This window comes from Micromonospora chaiyaphumensis (genome assembly GCF_900091435.1).
In the GTDB taxonomy this organism is placed as follows: Bacteria; Actinomycetota; Actinomycetes; order Mycobacteriales; family Micromonosporaceae; genus Micromonospora; species Micromonospora chaiyaphumensis.
Map to the genome: position 1 here is coordinate 393,719 of NZ_FMCS01000003.1, position 16,874 is coordinate 410,592.

The 16,874-nt window shown below is 67.6% G+C and carries 10 protein-coding genes and 2 pseudogenes; 10 read left to right on the top strand and 2 right to left on the bottom strand.

The window, feature by feature from the left end; genetic code table 11:
* Positions 1-126: 126 nt before the first annotated feature.
* The 4 genes and pseudogenes from GA0070214_RS10955 (at position 127) to GA0070214_RS10970 (ending at position 6,040) form a co-directional block, all read left to right on the top strand.
* A pseudogene (locus tag GA0070214_RS10955) lies at positions 127-1,326 on the top strand (IS256 family transposase).
* 160 nt (positions 1,327-1,486) lie between these two features.
* Positions 1,487-4,555 carry an ATP-binding protein gene (locus GA0070214_RS10960; RefSeq protein WP_167364241.1) on the top strand — a complete coding sequence of 1,023 codons (3,069 nt, stop codon included), beginning with the start codon at positions 1,487-1,489 and terminating at the stop codon, positions 4,553-4,555.
* A complete protein-coding gene (locus GA0070214_RS10965; protein ID WP_167364242.1) occupies positions 4,548-5,744 on the top strand; it encodes a response regulator in 1,197 nt (398 codons plus the stop codon). The genes GA0070214_RS10960 and GA0070214_RS10965 overlap by 8 nt, the downstream gene beginning before the upstream one ends.
* Positions 5,745-5,860: 116 nt before the next feature.
* Complete coding sequence (locus GA0070214_RS10970; RefSeq protein ID WP_244167657.1) at positions 5,861-6,040, top strand: hypothetical protein; 180 nt, start codon at positions 5,861-5,863, stop codon at positions 6,038-6,040.
* A gap of 765 nt (positions 6,041-6,805) precedes the next feature.
* Here the strand turns inward: GA0070214_RS10970 and GA0070214_RS32080 are convergent.
* Positions 6,806-7,024 (bottom strand): zinc ribbon domain-containing protein, encoded by a 219-nt coding sequence (locus GA0070214_RS32080; RefSeq protein ID WP_208602711.1) that lies wholly within the window; start codon positions 7,022-7,024, stop codon positions 6,806-6,808.
* A gap of 39 nt (positions 7,025-7,063) precedes the next feature.
* On the opposite strand from GA0070214_RS32080, the pseudogene tnpA reads away from it, so the two are divergent.
* The 6 genes and pseudogenes from tnpA (at position 7,064) to GA0070214_RS11005 (ending at position 15,631) form a co-directional block, all read left to right on the top strand.
* Positions 7,064-7,440 (top strand): annotated as a pseudogene (gene tnpA, locus GA0070214_RS10980) (IS200/IS605 family transposase).
* 451 nt (positions 7,441-7,891) lie between these two features.
* A complete protein-coding gene (locus tag GA0070214_RS10985) occupies positions 7,892-9,523 on the top strand; it encodes an Hsp70 family protein (RefSeq protein WP_244167658.1) in 1,632 nt (543 codons plus the stop codon).
* Between the two features lie 94 nt (positions 9,524-9,617).
* Entirely contained in the window at positions 9,618-11,576 is a 1,959-nt protein-coding gene (locus GA0070214_RS10990; RefSeq protein ID WP_139141815.1) for an AfsR/SARP family transcriptional regulator, read from the top strand.
* A 233-nt stretch (positions 11,577-11,809) separates the two neighbouring features.
* Positions 11,810-12,499 (top strand): LysM peptidoglycan-binding domain-containing protein, encoded by a 690-nt coding sequence (locus GA0070214_RS10995; RefSeq protein ID WP_139141816.1) that lies wholly within the window; start codon positions 11,810-11,812, stop codon positions 12,497-12,499.
* Positions 12,500-12,719: 220 nt separating this feature from the next.
* Positions 12,720-14,771 (top strand): AfsR/SARP family transcriptional regulator, encoded by a 2,052-nt coding sequence (locus GA0070214_RS32760; protein WP_139141817.1) that lies wholly within the window; start codon positions 12,720-12,722, stop codon positions 14,769-14,771.
* Positions 14,768-15,631: a DUF2637 domain-containing protein gene (locus GA0070214_RS11005; RefSeq protein WP_091261860.1), complete on the top strand. Its 864-nt coding sequence runs from the start codon at positions 14,768-14,770 to the stop codon at positions 15,629-15,631. The genes GA0070214_RS32760 and GA0070214_RS11005 overlap by 4 nt, the downstream gene beginning before the upstream one ends.
* A 612-nt stretch (positions 15,632-16,243) precedes the next feature.
* Here the strand turns inward: GA0070214_RS11005 and GA0070214_RS11010 are convergent.
* On the bottom strand, positions 16,244-16,795 hold the full coding sequence (locus tag GA0070214_RS11010; protein WP_139141818.1) for a hypothetical protein: 552 nt from the start codon (positions 16,793-16,795) through the stop codon (positions 16,244-16,246).
* Positions 16,796-16,874 lie beyond the last annotated feature (79 nt).

A 16,874-nucleotide genomic window follows, 5' to 3' on the forward strand; every position in this document is an offset into this window, starting at 1 on the left:
TCTCGTCGATGACAACGGCGGTGGGGTGTCGGCGTGGGTGTCGACGCCGCCGATGACTTCGTACTGGTGGACTGACGAACGGTGTAACTCCTGATCAAGAAGCAGCACCTGATGTCCGATGGATCGATGGTCGCCGTGGATACTGCCGCGGTGGCGATGAACGGGCCGGGACGACCGGCGGAGGGTGTCGACGCGGAGCTGATCGCCCAGCTGGTGGAGCAGGCCCGTGCGGCGGGTCTGCAGCTGACCGGCGACGGTGGTCTGCTGCAGCAGCTCACGAAGCGGGTCCTGGAATCAGCGCTCGAGGGTGAGATCACCGGTCACCTGGGCTATGACAAGGGCGACCCGCGCGACCGGGACGGGTCCTTCGGGCCGCAGATCGTCAAGGAGAGGCAGCGCCGACTGTCTGGCGTGGACGACATGGTGATTTCGCTGTCGGCCAAGGTTCTGACCACGGGCGAGATCCAGGCCCATCTGGCCGAGGTCTACGGCGCCGAGGTGTCGCGGCAGACGATCTCGACGATCACCGACAAAGTGATCGAGGGCATGACCGAGTGGCAGAACCGGCCCCCTGGACCCGGTCTACCCGGTGATCTTCCTGGATGCGGTGCACGTGAAGATCCGCGACGGGAAGGTCGCCAACCGGCCTATCTACCTGGCCCTGGCAGTCAAGGTCGAGGGCACCCGGGACATCCTGGGCCTGTGGGCCGGTGACGGCGGCGAGGGCGCCAAGTTCTGGCTGCAGGTCCTCACCGAGTTGAAGAACCGCGGCGTCGCGGACGCGTGCATCGTGGTCTGCGACGGGCTCAAAGGGCTGCCCGACGCAATCGGCGAGGTGTGGTCGGAAGCGGTCGTGCAAACCTGCGTGATCCACCTGCTGCGAGCCTCGTTCCGGTATGCCGGACGGCAGCACTGGGACATCACCGCCAAGGCTCTCAAGCCCGTCTACACCGCGCCGACCGAGTCGGCTGCCCGAGCCCGGTTCGCCGAGTTCACCGAGGCTTGGGCGGGAAGTATCCGGCGATCATTCGGTTGTGGGAGCAGGCATGGGCGGAGTTCGTACCGTTCCTCGCCTTCGACGCCGAGGTCCGCACCGTCGTCTGCTCCACCAACGCCATCGAGAGCGTCAACGCCCGCATCCGCCGGGGAGTCCGCGCCCGCGGGCACTTCCCGAACGAGGCCGCCGCGCTCAAGTGCGTCTACCTCGCGGTGATGAGCCTCGACCCCACAGGGCAGGGTCGCCGGCGGTGGACAATGCGCTGGAAACCAGCCCTGAACGCCTTCGACATCGCCTTCGAAGGACGCCTATCCGCAGGCCGCAAGTAGACGTCAGCATCCCGGGTTACACCGTTCGTTCGACAGACCCCGCGATGACATGGTCCGGTCCTCGCGTGGCTCCACTGTCGCCGATGGTCGGCACGGTGGACGCTGATGCGTGACCGGTAAACGGCTTCTACGGTGGGGCGCGGATGCGATGAGGCTGACCGTGGGCCTCGACCAGGTTGTCACGCTGGCACGTTCCTGGAAGGGTTGGCGCGTGACACACGGTCTTCCGCCAATTGTGGCGCTGCCGTCCACGGTCGTCGAGACGGACGTTTGGCCGCTGCTCTCGAAAGCGATTGGCGGCGACGGGGACGGCCTCACCGTCGGCCAGCGCCGCTGGCTGACGGTCGCGAGGCATCATTCCTCGGCCCTGTACGAGAGCCGCGAGCTATCACCGGTCGTGTCGCCGTCGTGCCTGTCGTTACTGGAGAACGTAGGCAAGTCTGTGTTGGATCTCGAGTTGACAATGGCGATCGGTGGTCGTGCGGAAGGGTGGGATGTTGCGCGACGAGACGCTGTGAAGGCTCGCGTGATCTCGTCCGCTCGTCGCATCCTCGCCGATCGCCTCGGCGTTGCCGATCACGGCCTGTTTGGCTCTGGTGAGCGGCAGATGTTGCTTCAGCAGGTAGCACGCGGTCAGGTGGCCCGCAGTTACGAGGCGGTCGCGTTGCAGTTGCTCGGCTGGTGGTCGCTCCTTCTAGCGGGTCGCCGAATCCGGGCGCTCGTTCATGATATCTATTCCGTTCAGGCATCGGCAGCAGAGGATATCCGCGACTGGCGAAGCATCTTCGAAAAGAACTTCAGCAGACTGTCGCCGGAATACTCGGTTACCGAAGTCGGTCCGGACCATTCCCGGAGTTTCGAGGTGTTGCTGACGACAAGGGATGGGCGATCAGCAGTTGGCGCTGGTCAGCGAAAGAAGCAAGCGGTTCAACGTGCCTGTCAGGCATACCTCGTAGCCCATGCGCAGGGTCTGCTTAATCGGGCAGAGCCAGCTGGCTCATCCGCCCTACCCCGCACGGACGGTCGTGCCTTGCCTATCTACACTGAACACCGCCGTTTGGCGCGCGAGTTCGGAAGCTCTGATCCGTATCTCTTCGCGAAGGCCCTCACCCACTCCTCCTGGGTGTACGAGAACATCTCTCGTGGTGATACCCGATTGGACAGCAATGCGGTGTTGGCGAACTTGGGAAGCGCGGTGCTTGCGACGTGCTTCACTCGCACCAGGGCTAGTTATTTGCTGAACACCAGCGGCAAGCCTGACCCCGATATCTCGTTAACCCTCACACTGCCAGATAGCGACCTTCGCCCACTAGCCGCGGCACTCGGACTACCCGCTGCGGCGCTGTTGGGTGCAGGGCAGCGGACAGTGGGAGTGAGTGACGAAATGGCTGCGAATTTCGTGCAGGCAACGTTGGCGGCAGCCTTCGTGCAGGCACCTGAATGGTCTGTTTTTGAAAGCCGTCTTCCTGTAGTTGTTTCGCGGTTTCTGCTTGAGCAGAGCAGTCGGTCGCTGCTCGATCCGGTTACGCTCATGCAGGAGTTGGCTGCCGAACTGCAGTTCACGTGGCAAGAGGATAGTGACAAAACAGGCCCCGACCATCGCTCTGAGTATCAGGTCACGGTCCGTCTGATTGCTGGCGACTCGGTGGTCACGGCGGCTGGCTGCGGGCCTAGCCTAAAATCTGCCCGAAAGCAAGCAGCGCAGACGGTACTCGACGCGGACCATCTGCGTACCGGCGATGCAGTAGAGGGTGACCGCGACGATATCGCACGCCTTCTTATAGAACGGCAACTCGCCGCGCTGGCCACGCGTCGATCGCGCTGGCAGCAGTTGCAGCGGCGAAACGCTCTTGGCGCCAGGTACGTTGCAGCTGGCCAGTGGGAGAGTTTTGGGCGCTGGAATCTCGAGATGCTGCGCGCAATTCCAGTAACCTCAACGCCGCCGCCCGATGCCCTAGAAACTCTTGCTGAATATTATGGCGATGCGGTGCGACGTACACAAGCTCGACCGCAATTCGCTGCGACGCTCACTCAGGTCGTTGATTGGATTCGGTCGACCGAAGAGGACGACAGGATTGTCCTTCAGGATCGTTCATGGAATGGACTTTTGGCCCTATCCGCTGCGCAAGCCGTGTGGCTTTCCCCGAACGATGAGGCAGATCTCGTTCAAGTTCTCCAGGACTGGGCGCTGTTGAACAAGAAACATTTTGCTGTAGGTGTTGACGCTCCAACGGACGTAGCACCGGTCGACAAGCGATCGGCAGCGGCCATCCTGCGGATTTTGCAACAGTCGACGCCGGCAGCCCTCGGCCCGCGGGCACCGGTACGCGCCAGCCTGTCCTCCGGCCCGGCAGGGCATGTCGTTCGCCTTCTCGCAGAGCACAACTGGACACGTGATCCTCTGGAGTCACCAGTTATCGCTTTGGTGTGCGAGACAACACCATACATCACTGTGGCACGCGCCGGTCGTGAGGTCCGCATTAAGATCGGGAACCGCACCCCGACGTCCTCAGGGGGCTGGCTGTGGGCGGCAGCCAGACAGGCGTACAACGTCGACGACTACGACCACGAACTCGGTGCGCTCATCCACAACCTCAAGAACGAAGTCACGGCAGCGCGTGTGGCCCTAAACAGCTCGACGACGACGCGCACCCAACGCCGAGAGGCGGACCTAGCCGCCAGTAAGCACCTCGACGCAGCCATGACTATCGCGAGCCGGCTTGCCGACGTCGACATGCTGTACACCTCCGCGGCAGGCGGTACCGCTGACTTGGCTATGTTCCTTCGAAGCTACACAGGCGACCTCATCCGGACCCTCCCGCCAACAGTCCGCGTGATCCCCCCGACGACGCCACCAGCCGTCGTAGCGGTCAGCGGAAGCGTCCTACGGGGTTTACTCGACAACCTTGTCAAAAATGCGGTCGAGGCTATGCACAACGAAGGAGATCTCGCCTTCGACTACACCGTGGTGTCCGGTGACAACCTCGTTCTCTTGGAGGTGCGGGACACCGGGCCAGGGCTACCGCCGCAAGTCATCCAGGCTCTTAGATCTGGAGCCTCGGTCCCGAGCAGCAAGCGTCACGGAAGCGGACTCGGCCTTCCAAGCGTAATGCGCGTCCTGCGTCGGCTTGGCGGCGACTTGCAGCCACTCGACACCACCGCAGGGGGGTGGCTGGTCGCCTTGCCGCTTACTTTGCCCACCGAAGAGGAGAACTCGCCACGTGACTGAAGCAATCCCCGTGGGACGACGTCCACGGCTGCTGTTCATCGACGATCAACGTGAGGTCGCCCGCACGCTTGCCAAGTTGCTCAACCCCATGCCTGTCGAATGCCGGTTCGCCGACGACGGCGAAGCGGGACTACGCCGGCTTCAGTCCGAAGTGTTCGACCTCGTCATTGTGGACCTCCGCATGCCGCCAGCAGAATGGGGCGGTCTTTGGCTCCTGGAAAAACTTGCCGAACATCAGATCACAGCGAACGCGATCGTGCTGTCGGGCGAGGCCGGGCAAGCCGAAACGATTAAGGCGATGCGACTCGGCGCTTTCGACTTCGTCGTCAAGGACAATGCCCAAGCTGAGTTGTGCGACCGCGTCAAGGAAGCGCTTGGCGAGGCTGCTCGACTCCGCTGGCAATTTGCGGCAACAGACCTTCCCTCCCCGTTGTCGATTCCTATCACCCGGATGGCGCTGCGAAGCGATGAGATCCACAAGCTGCGAGCTGCCGTAAGTTGTGTCGAGGCGGTGTATCGATTCGCCGCCTTGGCGGCGTGCGCTGCCTGCGGCCGCCCCGGCCGGAGCCTTTTAGTCGATTCTCTTGCCGGTCCGAGCATGGGTACCTGGCAGCACCTATGTCGCCGACTCCTGGACGACCTACCCTCTTCCGCACTGCGGCGATGGCTGGAATTCATCGTTGGAACCACTGCAAACGAGATCACTACGCTTCGCAACGATCTGCACCACGGTGCCGACCCTACTCAACGCTGGGCACAGGAACATCTACCCCTAGTCGGTGACTGGCTCGACCAGTTCCTTGCACTGGCCCGATACTGGCCCCACGTAAGCCTGATCGTGCCAGGCGCGCTCGAATACAAGGATGGCCGGTTTCTTGTTGACGCCGCGACGATCTCCGGAAATGCGTCGGCGGTGGGGTCAGTCCGCCTCTCCCGTGACCAGCCTGTAGAGACAGGTCATGTTCACCTCCTTACGGAAGGCTCCCTGGTCGACATGTGGCCCTTGGTCACCGCGGAGCGAGGAGAAATGCCAGGACGATGGAACGTCTTCGTGCTCGACAGCTATCGAAACAGCGGAAGTCGCGCAGAAACGGCTACCGGAAAACTACGCTACCTCGATCTTGAGCGCGGCGAACGAACAACGTCGCGGGCCACGGTCGTCGAAGATATTCGATACAGAGCGGACTGACTCGATTGCGTACCGCGGTGGCTCATACCTGACCATTCTGGAGTTCCGGTGAGGGTCCTAGAGCGTGTTTGAGATGCGGGTTGGTCAGGTTCAGGGTGTAGAGGTGCGGCGGGGCCGTGTCCCTCGCCGAGGCGTGGCGCTCGGGCGCCAACGGTTGGACCACCAGCCGGCGGCAGAGCTTCGCCAACGACCTCAGCCACCCGCAGTTGATCGCCGTCACCTTCAACCAGGCCAAGGGCGACCAAGACCCGTCCACCTGGCAGCCGTCGCTCCGGTGCACCTACAGCAAAATGTGAATCACCGTTAAGTGCAGCTGGGGGCTAGGCCTGCAGTCGGCCGAGAAGTCCGCCCTGTAGAGCTTGCTCAAGACCTACCTTTTGACGCCGTTACCAGGCTGATCGGACAGGTGTGCGCGACGCGGCGAACGGGCAGCCAGGCTCGGTTCGAGAGTCTGGCTGCCCCCTCATCCCCTCGCGCCGCCGCTCAGCGGTAGCGGCCTTGGCTGGGAAGCCCATGCCCGGCTGTTGCCGCTGGTCACGGTGGCGGGAGCGCCTTGCCGTCTCGTGTCCACATCTGGCTGCCGTCGGGCAAGAGGACTGTCGGCTCGTCCTCGGCGTGCAGCTGGCCGTATGCGTTGACCCGCAGGACCGTGGGGCGTTGGCTCATGGACAGCGACATCGGTGAGTGGACACCAGGGTCCCGGCCGCCAGAGCCACGTCCCTGCATCCTTCCCAGGCGGCATTCGGCGCGGGGCCGAGGACCTCTTGGTAGGTATCGACGGCGAGCAGGAGCCAGTCCGGGTAGTAGTTCCAAGCTGGCTCGAAAAACCAGTCGCGGGGATTGAGGCATTGACGATCTCTCCGCTCTAATGGGCGGAGATTTCCTTGACGCTGCGTGTGAAACACGCGGCGTCCGGGTGGATTCCTGCTTCAAGGCGCTGCGCCGGCGCGGGCCGGTCCTACCTGCGCTCCACAGGTGTTTAGGCGCTCGGCGCGTCCCGCCGCGAGGATGTTCTTGGTCGCGTTGACGTCCTGGTCGTGGACTGACCCGCACGGGCAGGTTCACGACCGGATATTCAACGGTTTGGGTCCGTCGAGCCGGCCGCAGGCCGAGCAGGCCTGCGACGTCGGCGCGAACCGGTCAATCTTGGCGAAGGTGCGCCCGTGCCGGGCGGCCTTGTACTCCAGCATCGCCGTGAACGACGCCCACCCGACATCGTGTACCGACTTCGCCAGCCGAGTGCGGCCGAGACCAACCACACACAGGTCCTCGACGTACATCTATGACAGACTGACGCCGTTCGTACCGGCAGACACTGCGTGTTCGTCCAGCACGCTCATTAGGTCCTCGTGACGAAGTTCCGACACAAGGTGTTCCCGGACCAGCACATGATCAGGCTGGAGGAGATCCTGCGGGCGGTGTGCGCAGACTTCGGTACCGAGCTGATCGAGTTCAAGGGCGAAAGCGAGTACGTGCACCTGCTGGTCAACCTCCCTGCGAAGGTTGCCCTATCGAAGCTGGTCAACAGCCTCAAGGGCGTGTCATCACGCCGGATGCGGCGGGAGTTCCCCGACGTCATGCGCCACTACTACCGAGCCAACCAGCTCTGGTCAGCTTCTACTTCGCCAGCTCCGTCGGCGGTGCATCCCTGACCATCCTGGACCAGTACATCGAACAGCAGAACCGGCCAGGCTAGAGCGGGCTTAACCGGCCCTCCCGCACTGGCCTTCACCCCCGCCCTGAAGAGCCACGCCCTGGTAGCAGATGACCGTGTGTCCTTCGTCGTCCTGGTCGACGATGCTGCGCTCGGTGGCCCAGAACCCGCCACCGCCGGATCTGCGAACCTTGGTTCGTGGCCGTGAGTAGTTCACGGGTGACGTGAAGGTGATCGTCATGTTTGACTGAGATCTATGCGAGCGGGGCAGGCGCGGCTGGCGATCGACTGCGGAAACGCCAGCACCAGCGCCGTAGTGGCGTGGCCGGACGGCACATGGGCACCACTGACGTTCGACGGGAAACCCGGGCTATCCAGCGCCGTTCTGCTCTCCCCAGACGGGGCCACGTTGACGGGCCACCAGGCGTGGCGGGCCACCGCCACTACCCCTGACCGGTTCATTCCGTCCCCGCGGCAGCCTCCCGACCAACGGTTGAGCGTCGCCGGCGCGGACGTCGATCCCCTCGACCTGGTCGCGGCAACCCTGCGTCGAGTCGCCCAAGAGGCGCAGCAGGTCGCCGGATCCGACATCGAGGATGTGCGGCTGGTCGTGCCAGCAGGGTGGGGCCCGAGACGCAGGACGTGGATGCGCCACGCCGCGCACCGGGCAGGCCTGCCCCAACCCACGCTGATCGAGGCGCCGGTAGCGGTCGCCGGGTACCTCAATGCCGCGGGCGTGCAGCTGCCAGTCGGATCGTTCATCGTGGTCTGCGACGTCGGCGCGGGGGCGGAGGTCAGCGTCCTGCGACGCGGCCCGGCCGGGTTCGAGGTCCTCGCAACTCTGGCCGGCCCCGCCGCCGGCGGCGCGGCGATCGACGACGCCCTCGCCGGCCTGCTCGCCGGCACCAGCCCTGCCCAAGGTGACGGTGAATGGTGGGCGCTGATGGCCAGCGTCCGAACTGGCAAGCACGCCCTGGCCGACCATGTCGCGGTCACGATCCCTCAGCCGCAGGGATCAGCCATCGTGCTGAACACGGACCTGCTGGAACAGGCCGCCCACCCGATCCTGCACCGCGCCGCCCAACTGACCACCGAGGCGATCGCGGCCGCCGAGGTCAGGGCCGAAGACCTCGCAGGCGTCTACTGCGTCGGCGGTGTCGCCCGCATGCCGCTGCTGGAAAAGGCGCTGACCGAGACCGTCGGGATTACCCCCGTCGTGCTCGCGGATCCTGGGCTGGCGGCGGCGCGCGGTGCCGCGGACGCCGGCGCCGCCGATGCCACTGCCGGGCAGCCGGTGGGGGAGGAGCCGGTACCGCCGGTGCGGCGGGCGGTCGCGATCGCAGTGCCCGGCTTCGCCTCGCTCGCGTTGATCTCCCAGTTCCTGCTCACCCCCGAGTGGAACGGCAGCCTCATGTACAAGTGGGCGCTGCTCAACTGGGGTGAACTTGCCGTGGCCGCCGTCTTCGCCGTGATCGCCAGCCTCAGCGCCGGCACGGTTTTGGCCTCCGCCATCGCCGCCCGCACCAGCCTCACAACCGGCACACCCGCGAGCCCTGGCTCGCAGACCGGCACCGGAATCCTGGCGTCGGCATCCCTCGGCGTCGCCGTCGCCGGCATGTACGCCGTCCTGGGCAGCCTCTACATCGGCGACCCCGTCGGCGGTTTCCTCCGCTGGACGCTGCTGCCGATCACCCCGATCGTCGCCGCTGCCGCCGTGATGGCTCTCGTCGCGGCCCGGCAATGGCGCACCCCACCCAGCGGCTGGTCGAAGCTGCTCGCGTTCCCCACCGGATCGGTGATCACCGCCGGGCTCGGCATGGCGCTGATCCAGTACTCGCTGACCGCCGACCGCTGGCCGAACATGCTCCTGTGGATCGACCTCGCCGGACGCGTCGGCGGCCTGCTCCTCGGCATCGGCGCGGTCATGGCGGTCGTGTCCCAGCCGATTCTGCGGCTGATCCTGGGCGCGCCCCTGGCGGTCATCACCGCTGCGCTGGTCAGCTGGCCGGCCTCGGGAATCCTCGGCGTGATCTACGCGATCGCCGTGGCCGGATGGTGGCTGCGCCAGCTGTGGACCCGCCTCCTGCGCCAACAAGCCCCACCACCTCATCGGCCGGCCCGATGAGCCGACGAGCCGCAGCCGGCGACCGCGTAACCGGGTGGGAGCGCGGGGAATGAGCTGGCCACGGCGGGTAGTGTCAGCCGCCTTCGTCTTGACCATGCTGGTCGTACCGCCGTGGCTGTTGACCACACTCGCCGGGCCGCCGCTGCCCGGGTGGCCCACCGGGGCGCAGATGCGGAGCTGGATCGCCGATCCGCTGAACCAGCACACCCTCACCGCCGCGCTTACCACCCTGGCCTGGCTGGTGTGGCTGGGCCTGGCCTGCACCGTCGCGGTCACCGCTGCCCGCCGGGCACGCGCCCGCGCCCGATGGCTGCGCCGCCTACCGCTACCCACCCCCTGGCAGGCCGCGGCCACAACCGTGGCCGGCGCCGCCGCCCTCAACACCGCCCACATCCCCACCGTGGACACACCACCCCCGCCGGTCTCAGCCTCCACCGGCACCCTCCACCCGCACGACGGCGCAGCCGACACGCAGACCGGCGATGGGGTCACCGTGCCCGGGGGATGGCTACCCGACACCACCGCCCAACAGGTCGCCGCCGCGGCAGCCCTGGTGTGGCTACGCCGCCGCCGCGCCTACCAACCCGGGCAACCCTCAACCGACGACTCGGACCTGGCGCCGCTACCGAACACCGTCACCGCCGTCCGCACAGCCCTCACCGACGCAGACACCCAGCAGCCGCCCGCCACACCCGCAACCGCGGCACTGCCGGCCCTGCCGACGCCCTGCGTCGCCCTCACCGGAGACGGTGCCGCTGACGCCGCCCGCGGCATCCTCCTTACCCGACTCCTCGCCGCCATGCGAGACCCACAAGACACGACCCGCCTGCTCATCACCCACACCGCCCTCACCACCCTCCTGCCCGACATCTCCACGGACACAGAGATCCCCGGCCTGCGCGTCGTCAACACCGTCGACCAGGCGGCCACGCTGATCTCCTCCCTCATCAACGCACCTCCACCGCGCGGTGGGGGAGCCGGCCACCCGGACCTACTGCTGCTCACCGACCCGCCGAACGCTCCGACGGCCGCCCAACTCGCGACCTTGCACCACGCGGGCGCGACCGTCGTGATGCTTGGCGCTGGACCGCCCGGGACCACCTGGAGCATCGACGGCCACGGCCACACCCGCGACGAGGACACCGGGCGGGCGGGACCCCGGCTCTGCGTCCTCGACTGCACCGCCGCGACGGATCTGCTCGCCGTCATCGCCCACCCCGCCGGTGAACGGGAGCACCCCGTCACCGAACCGGCTCCGCCGCAGCGGCAGCCAGCCGAGACCGGCCACGCCCGAATTCCCCGCCAAGCAGGCGCTGACCGTCGGGCGGCCGCGCCCGACATTCCAGCGGTCACGAACCCCCATCTTCAGGTGCGGGTGCTCGGCCGGCCCGCACTCCTCGCTGGCGGTGAGCCCGTCACGATCCGCCGCAGCGCCGCCCTGCAAGTGCTGGTGCTCCTCGCCGTGCACCCCGAGGGAGCCACCACCACAGACCTGGTCCAGGCGATCTGGCCCGGGTTGCCCGCCCACACCGTCACCGGACGCCTCTACACCACCCTCAGCGACCTACGGGCCGCCATCCGCACCGCCGCCGGCGTCAGCGTCCTCCGACACATCGAGGACCGCTACCACCTGGACCCCGATCGAGTCGACGTCGATCTGTGGCGGCTGCACGCCGCCGCCCGCAACGCCGCCACCGCCCTGAGCGACCACGCACCCGCCTGGCAAATGGTGATCGACACCTACACCGGTGACCTCGCCGCCGGTCACACCTGGGCCTGGATCGACCCGCCCCGCGAGGCCACCCGCCGGCTCGTCCTCGACGCCTACGCCAGCGCCGCAGCGGCCCAAACCGATCCACACCACCGGCTGCGGATCCTGCAGGACGCCATCCGCGTCGACCCCTACAACCAGACGCTGCACCAACTCGCCGCCGACCAGCTGAACGCGCTGGGCGACGCCGACGCCGCTGCCCGGCTCATGGACGGCTACCAGAGGCGCCTACAACTCGTAGGCATCGCCGCCAGCGACCAACCCGCGCCCACCTCGCGCTGACCCAGCCGCTCACCCCATCAGCCGCATTGATCTGCCCCGTGCAGCCAGGTGTCAGGAGCTGTTGCGGGGCGGCGCTGACCTGCGGGTGTGAGGTCGTGTGAGGTCGTGTCAGGTTCTGTCAGCCGGCATCACCGCCCATCACCGCCACATCGGCCATAGCGTCACGGCACCGTCCAACCCCGCGCACCGGCAGCACCCTCGCCTGCCAGCGCGGGCCACGAGGGGAGGGCCAGGTGACGTTCCGAACAGCACGCGCAGCAGCCACCACCACCGTCGTCCTGTCCACAACAGCCGTGCCGGCGATCCTTGCCGCCACCGGCACGTGGACCCCGCAGCTACCTTCACCGGCCACCGCTCGGCAGTGGATCGCCCAACCGATGAGCACCGGCTTCGTCATCGTCCTCGCCGAAGCCGCAGCAGTGGCGCTGTGGCTGCTCCTGGCCACCGCCATCCTCACCCACGCCTACGCCGCGCTGGCACGCCGGCTGCGCTGGACGACGACCCTCCGCCTTCCCGGCCCGCTCCAGGGCCTCACCGCGGCGCTGCTCGGCGCCACCGCCGTCACCACCGCCACCGGGGCCACCGCACACGCCAACCCCGCCACCGACACGAGCAACAGCGCAATGCCCGCCGCCGAACCGACCACCACCACGTCCACGTCTCACCACCACGCCAGCCCGGATCCGCGACCAGCCGCGCAGACACCCACCTACACCGTGCGGCGCGGAGACAGCCTCTGCCGGATCGCAGCACGCACCCTCGGCGACGCCGACCGCTGGCCGGAAATCTTCGCCCTCAACCGCGGCACCCGCTTCCCCCATGTCGGCGGCACGCTGCGCGACCCGAACATCATCTACCCCGGCTGGACCCTCGACCTGCCGGCAGACGCCGACCCACCCCCCCACGGCACACCCGCCTGCTAACACAGCACCATCGAAGGGCGGCAATCCCGACGAGCATGCGGCGCCGGACTCCGACCCGCGACCGTCACGTCCGGCGCCAGCGCACACCGAATACCCAGCCGCCCCGCAACCCGCCGCCACCACGAACCCCCACGGAAACGCCGCCCAAGCCAGCTCAACAGGCAGCGCGATCAGCCCAAGGGCAGACACCAGCCGCCCGGCCGAGAAGGCTTCCCCAGGCGTGTCGCTTCCCACCGGCAGCTGGGTCGACCTCGGCCTGGCCGGCGCCATCGTCGCCGCCGTCGCGCTGGTCTGGGCCCACCGCCGACGCCGCTACGTCCCCCGCACACCCTCGACCCGCCCTCGCCTCGACGACACCCTGACCCCCATGCCGCCGGTGGTCGCCCAGATCCGTCGCGGGCTGCGTCGCGCCACCGCCCGCTACTCACACCTGGGCGATCCGGCACACCGCCGCGCCGACAGCCCCTACCCGGACCGGCACACCGCCAGCGGTGAACGGCACGACCGGACATCGGACCGCGACGACGCGCACACTGCCGTTGACCAGGCTGAAGATGAAGGCCCGATGTCGGTCGTGCCGACACTGCACGCCCTGCTGTCGCCGCCGCAGCGTTCGGCCGGATTGGGCCTCACCGGGCCCGGCGCCCACGCCGCCGCCCGCGGACTCCTCACCGCCGCCCTCGCCGCCGGCGGCGCCGAACATCCTGACGCCCGCACCGAAGTGGTCGTGCCATCGGCGACCGCGGCGACGCTGCTCGGCACCACCACAGCAAACCTGCCCCGTACGCCACGGCTGACCGTCACCTCCGACCTGGACGAGGCCCTGCGGATCCTCGAAGCGCAGACGATGCACCGCACCCGGCTGCTCCAGCAACACGACGTCGGCACCATCGACGAGCTGCGCGCCGCCGACCCCTACGAGGAACCGGTCCCACCAGTCATGCTGCTGGCCGACCCCAACGGCGAGCAGGCCCGGATCGCCGCCCTGCTCACCCAGGGCCCACGCCTGAGCATCCACGGCGTACTCCTCGGACACTGGCCCACCGGCGACACCATCACCGTCGTCACCGACGGCACCACCACCTCCGGCGACCACGACGCCCTGCACACCACCCACCCTGACGAGATTGACCGCCTCACCGTTCTCAACCCGGCCGAGGCCCTTGACCTGCTCACCACCCTCGCGGAGTCACACACCGGGCTGCCACAGGTCCCCGCGCCCGCCGAACACCTATCCGTTATGCCCGCCGACGCTGCCCACTCGCCCGCAGCCGAGACTCCGCCCTCTCCCGCCACCACCCACCCCGAAGGGGCCATCACCGACTCGACTGCCGACGGCGAAACCCAAGCCGACAAACCCCGCAGCACCGCTGCCGTGCCAGGAGACGGGCACCAGGACAGCCCCGCCGTCCCAGCATCCAGGCTCCCTGAACATTCGCAGGCGCCAGATCAGGCAACCAGCGACAGGCGCAGCGACCCCGAGGACGGCAAGCGAGTGCGGGTCCAGGTGCTGGGCGCACCCGCCGTCGTCGACGCAGACCCGCACCGCACACCACGCGCCAAATCCGTCGAGCTGCTGGTGTACCTGGCGGTGCACGACGGCGCCGCCTCCAGCGAGGCGATCCTCGACGACCTGCTGCCCGACGCCCCAACCAGCAAAGCCGCCGGCCGGCTCTACACCTACGTCTCCGGACTGCGCGCCGTCCTACGCCACGCCGGCCGATCCGCAGGACACGTCACCCACCCCGACCACCGCTACGTCCTCAACCGAAACCTGCTCGACATCGACCTGTGGCGCATGCGCACCGCCATCCGCGACGCCGCACAGGCCACCGACCCCCACACCCGCGCCGCCGCGCTACGGCGAGCAGTAGACGCCTACACCGGCCCCCTCGCCGACGGCTGCGACTACGAATGGATCGAGCCCCACCGGGAGGCAATACGCCAGGAAGCCCTCGACGCGCACCTTGCCCTCGCGGACACCCTCGCAGGACGACCCGCGCAACAACTGGCCGTCCTCGACACCGCCATCACCCACAACCCGCACCACGAAGCCGTGTACCAGGCGGCGATGGGAGCCCGCGCAGACCTCGGCGATGTCGAGGGCATCCGCATGCTGCGCCGAACCCTGGCACGCCGGCTCAACGACATCGACGCCGAACCCAGCGAGGACACCCTCGCCCTCGCCGATCGACTCATCGCCGACCTGCGCCGCCACGGCAGTGCCTCCGGCAACCGCCGTCTGCCCAACGCGGGGGGAGGCGCCGAATGACCACGAACATCATGCTCACCCCCAGTAGCGACAACTCACCGGACGGGCTGATTGGTGACGTCACTGACCAGTTGCAGCGACTGAGGTGGGCGGTACGGGCAAGCCTCGCCCTTGGCGTCGTCGCGTCAGTGGCCGCGAACGTGCTGCATGCCCGCCCGAACCCGATCAGCCAGCTCATCGCCGCGTGGCCACCCTTGGCGCTGCTGCTCACTGTCGAACTGATCTCCCGGGCCCCCCACCACCGCCGCCTGCTCCGCGCCATCCGCCTCGCCGCGACCGCTGTCATCGCCGCCATCGCCACCTGGGTGAGCTACTGGCACCTCGTCGGCGTCGCCGCCCGCTACGGGGAGACCGAACACGGTGCCGCCTACCTGTTGCCCATCTCCGTCGACGGGCTCGTCATCGTCGCCAGCGTCAGCCTCGTCGAGATCACCGCACGGATCCGCGCCGCGACGCTCGAGACGGCCATGGTCACACCGCCAACAGCTTTACCCCGAGCCGAACAGTCACCAGCCACCACCGTCATCCGCTCGACGCGCACTCGGGTACGGCGCGGCGACATGCACCACGGCCCTGTCCAAGACACACCGCCGACACGGCGATCCGAGGCCTCGCGGGCAGGACCTACAGACAACAACGGCGCGAGCAGGACCAAGCTGGCGCACGCTGCCCCGGACACCAACCCAGACGACGTGCCGGCCGAGACCGCCCCAGCGGTCGCCTACTGGCGGCGACGCGACCCCACCCTGCACCCGGCCGAAATCGCCGCCCGAATCGGCAGGTCCGAACGCACCGTCCGCCGCCACTGGCCCTCACCGGCACGCGACGGCGCCAGTACGCGTCAACGGGCACTTCGCTGACCGCCCTCGCGGCCACCTGCCTCCGCACGAGTCACCGCGAACTTCGCCTTGCGCCCCAATCAACGCGCACAGCCTCCAGCGGACCGACGGCGATGAGCGGAGGCAAGTACGGTGCCCAACCGCCAGCGGTCTGAAGGTGCCATCACCGGCGATGCGCGTCGACGGCACCCCGCATCCGCTTTTAGCCAATCTGAGTGGATTGCGCCCGGAATGGCGATCGGAAGGCTCCGTACCTCATGCCGGTCTGCTCGACGAGCGTGCTTGCCACCGCGTAACGAATTGTTGGAAGGGCAGTCGGCCGGCGAAACGATCTGCCTGCTGGGTGCGGTTCAGCGCGTCGGCAGATTCTGTGTGAGAGGTCCAGCCAGGACTCGACACAGGTCCAGGTTGGGGAGTATTCACCGCGCCTGCGGCTACCAGGCACCGGGTCTGGCAACGGCTGACCCGGCAGCTCCCATTCGGGTCGCAGCCAATACTGGGGCGGCCAGCGGGCTGACGGGACAGGCGGACCGGATCTCCAGGCAGGCGGACGCGGCTATTTAACCACCACAAGCGTTCGCGCAAAAGCGGTCGCTCGCCGGGGCGGCTGAACCTTCCGCCCAGCGCTTCGCATCATGGGTTCGAGGGTGCCGCCGGTGATCGGTCGCGGAAGACGCGGCTGACGAGATAGCCGCATCCCGCCGCGGCGAAGAGCCCGGCCAGCCAGACAATGACCAGACCCGTGGTGGCCCAGCCAGAGCGATGACCTGGTACGAAGACGAGGCGCAGGGTCCAGCCGAGCGCGAGCAGGCTCGCCCCGGGGAAGCAGATGAGCATTGGCGCGTACCAGTCGAAAAGGCGGTCGGGTCGGCGGTTCCGCGCCACCCACGCCGACCAGCCGAGGCCGCCCGGCACTCGCGGGCTGAGCTGCTCGGATATGTACCGCGACGCCCAGCGGATGGCAGAGCGCTGTCCAATGTAGCGCGCGCAGAGCAGGTAAGACGTTAGCGGGATGACCAGCAAGATGCCCAGCGGCACCGGCTTGGCCAGGCCGAGTCCGAAAAGGGCGCTCGTGAGGGTCAGCTGCAACGACAGAATCTGCTGCTGATACTTGGATCGCGAGTCGATCTCGGTCCGGAGCGCGCTGAACTCCGCGAGCACTCCGTCGTAGCTGGGGACCGTCACGTCCGTGCGCCTCCACTCCGGCCTGCTTTCGGCACAGTCGGATCGGATCACGTCTGCCAGTGCGAAATCAATACGCGTT

Excerpts from the sequence above, each read along its gene's own strand:
- GA0070214_RS11005 (WP_091261860.1), top strand. The coding sequence starts at position 14,768 with ATGACCACGAACATCATGCTCACCCCCAGTAGCGACAACTCACCGGAC.
- GA0070214_RS10990 (WP_139141815.1), top strand. The coding sequence starts at position 9,618 with ATGCTGGTCGTACCGCCGTGGCTGTTGACCACACTCGCCGGGCCGCCG.
- GA0070214_RS32080 (WP_208602711.1), bottom strand. The coding sequence starts at position 7,024 with ATGTACGTCGAGGACCTGTGTGTGGTTGGTCTCGGCCGCACTCGGCTG.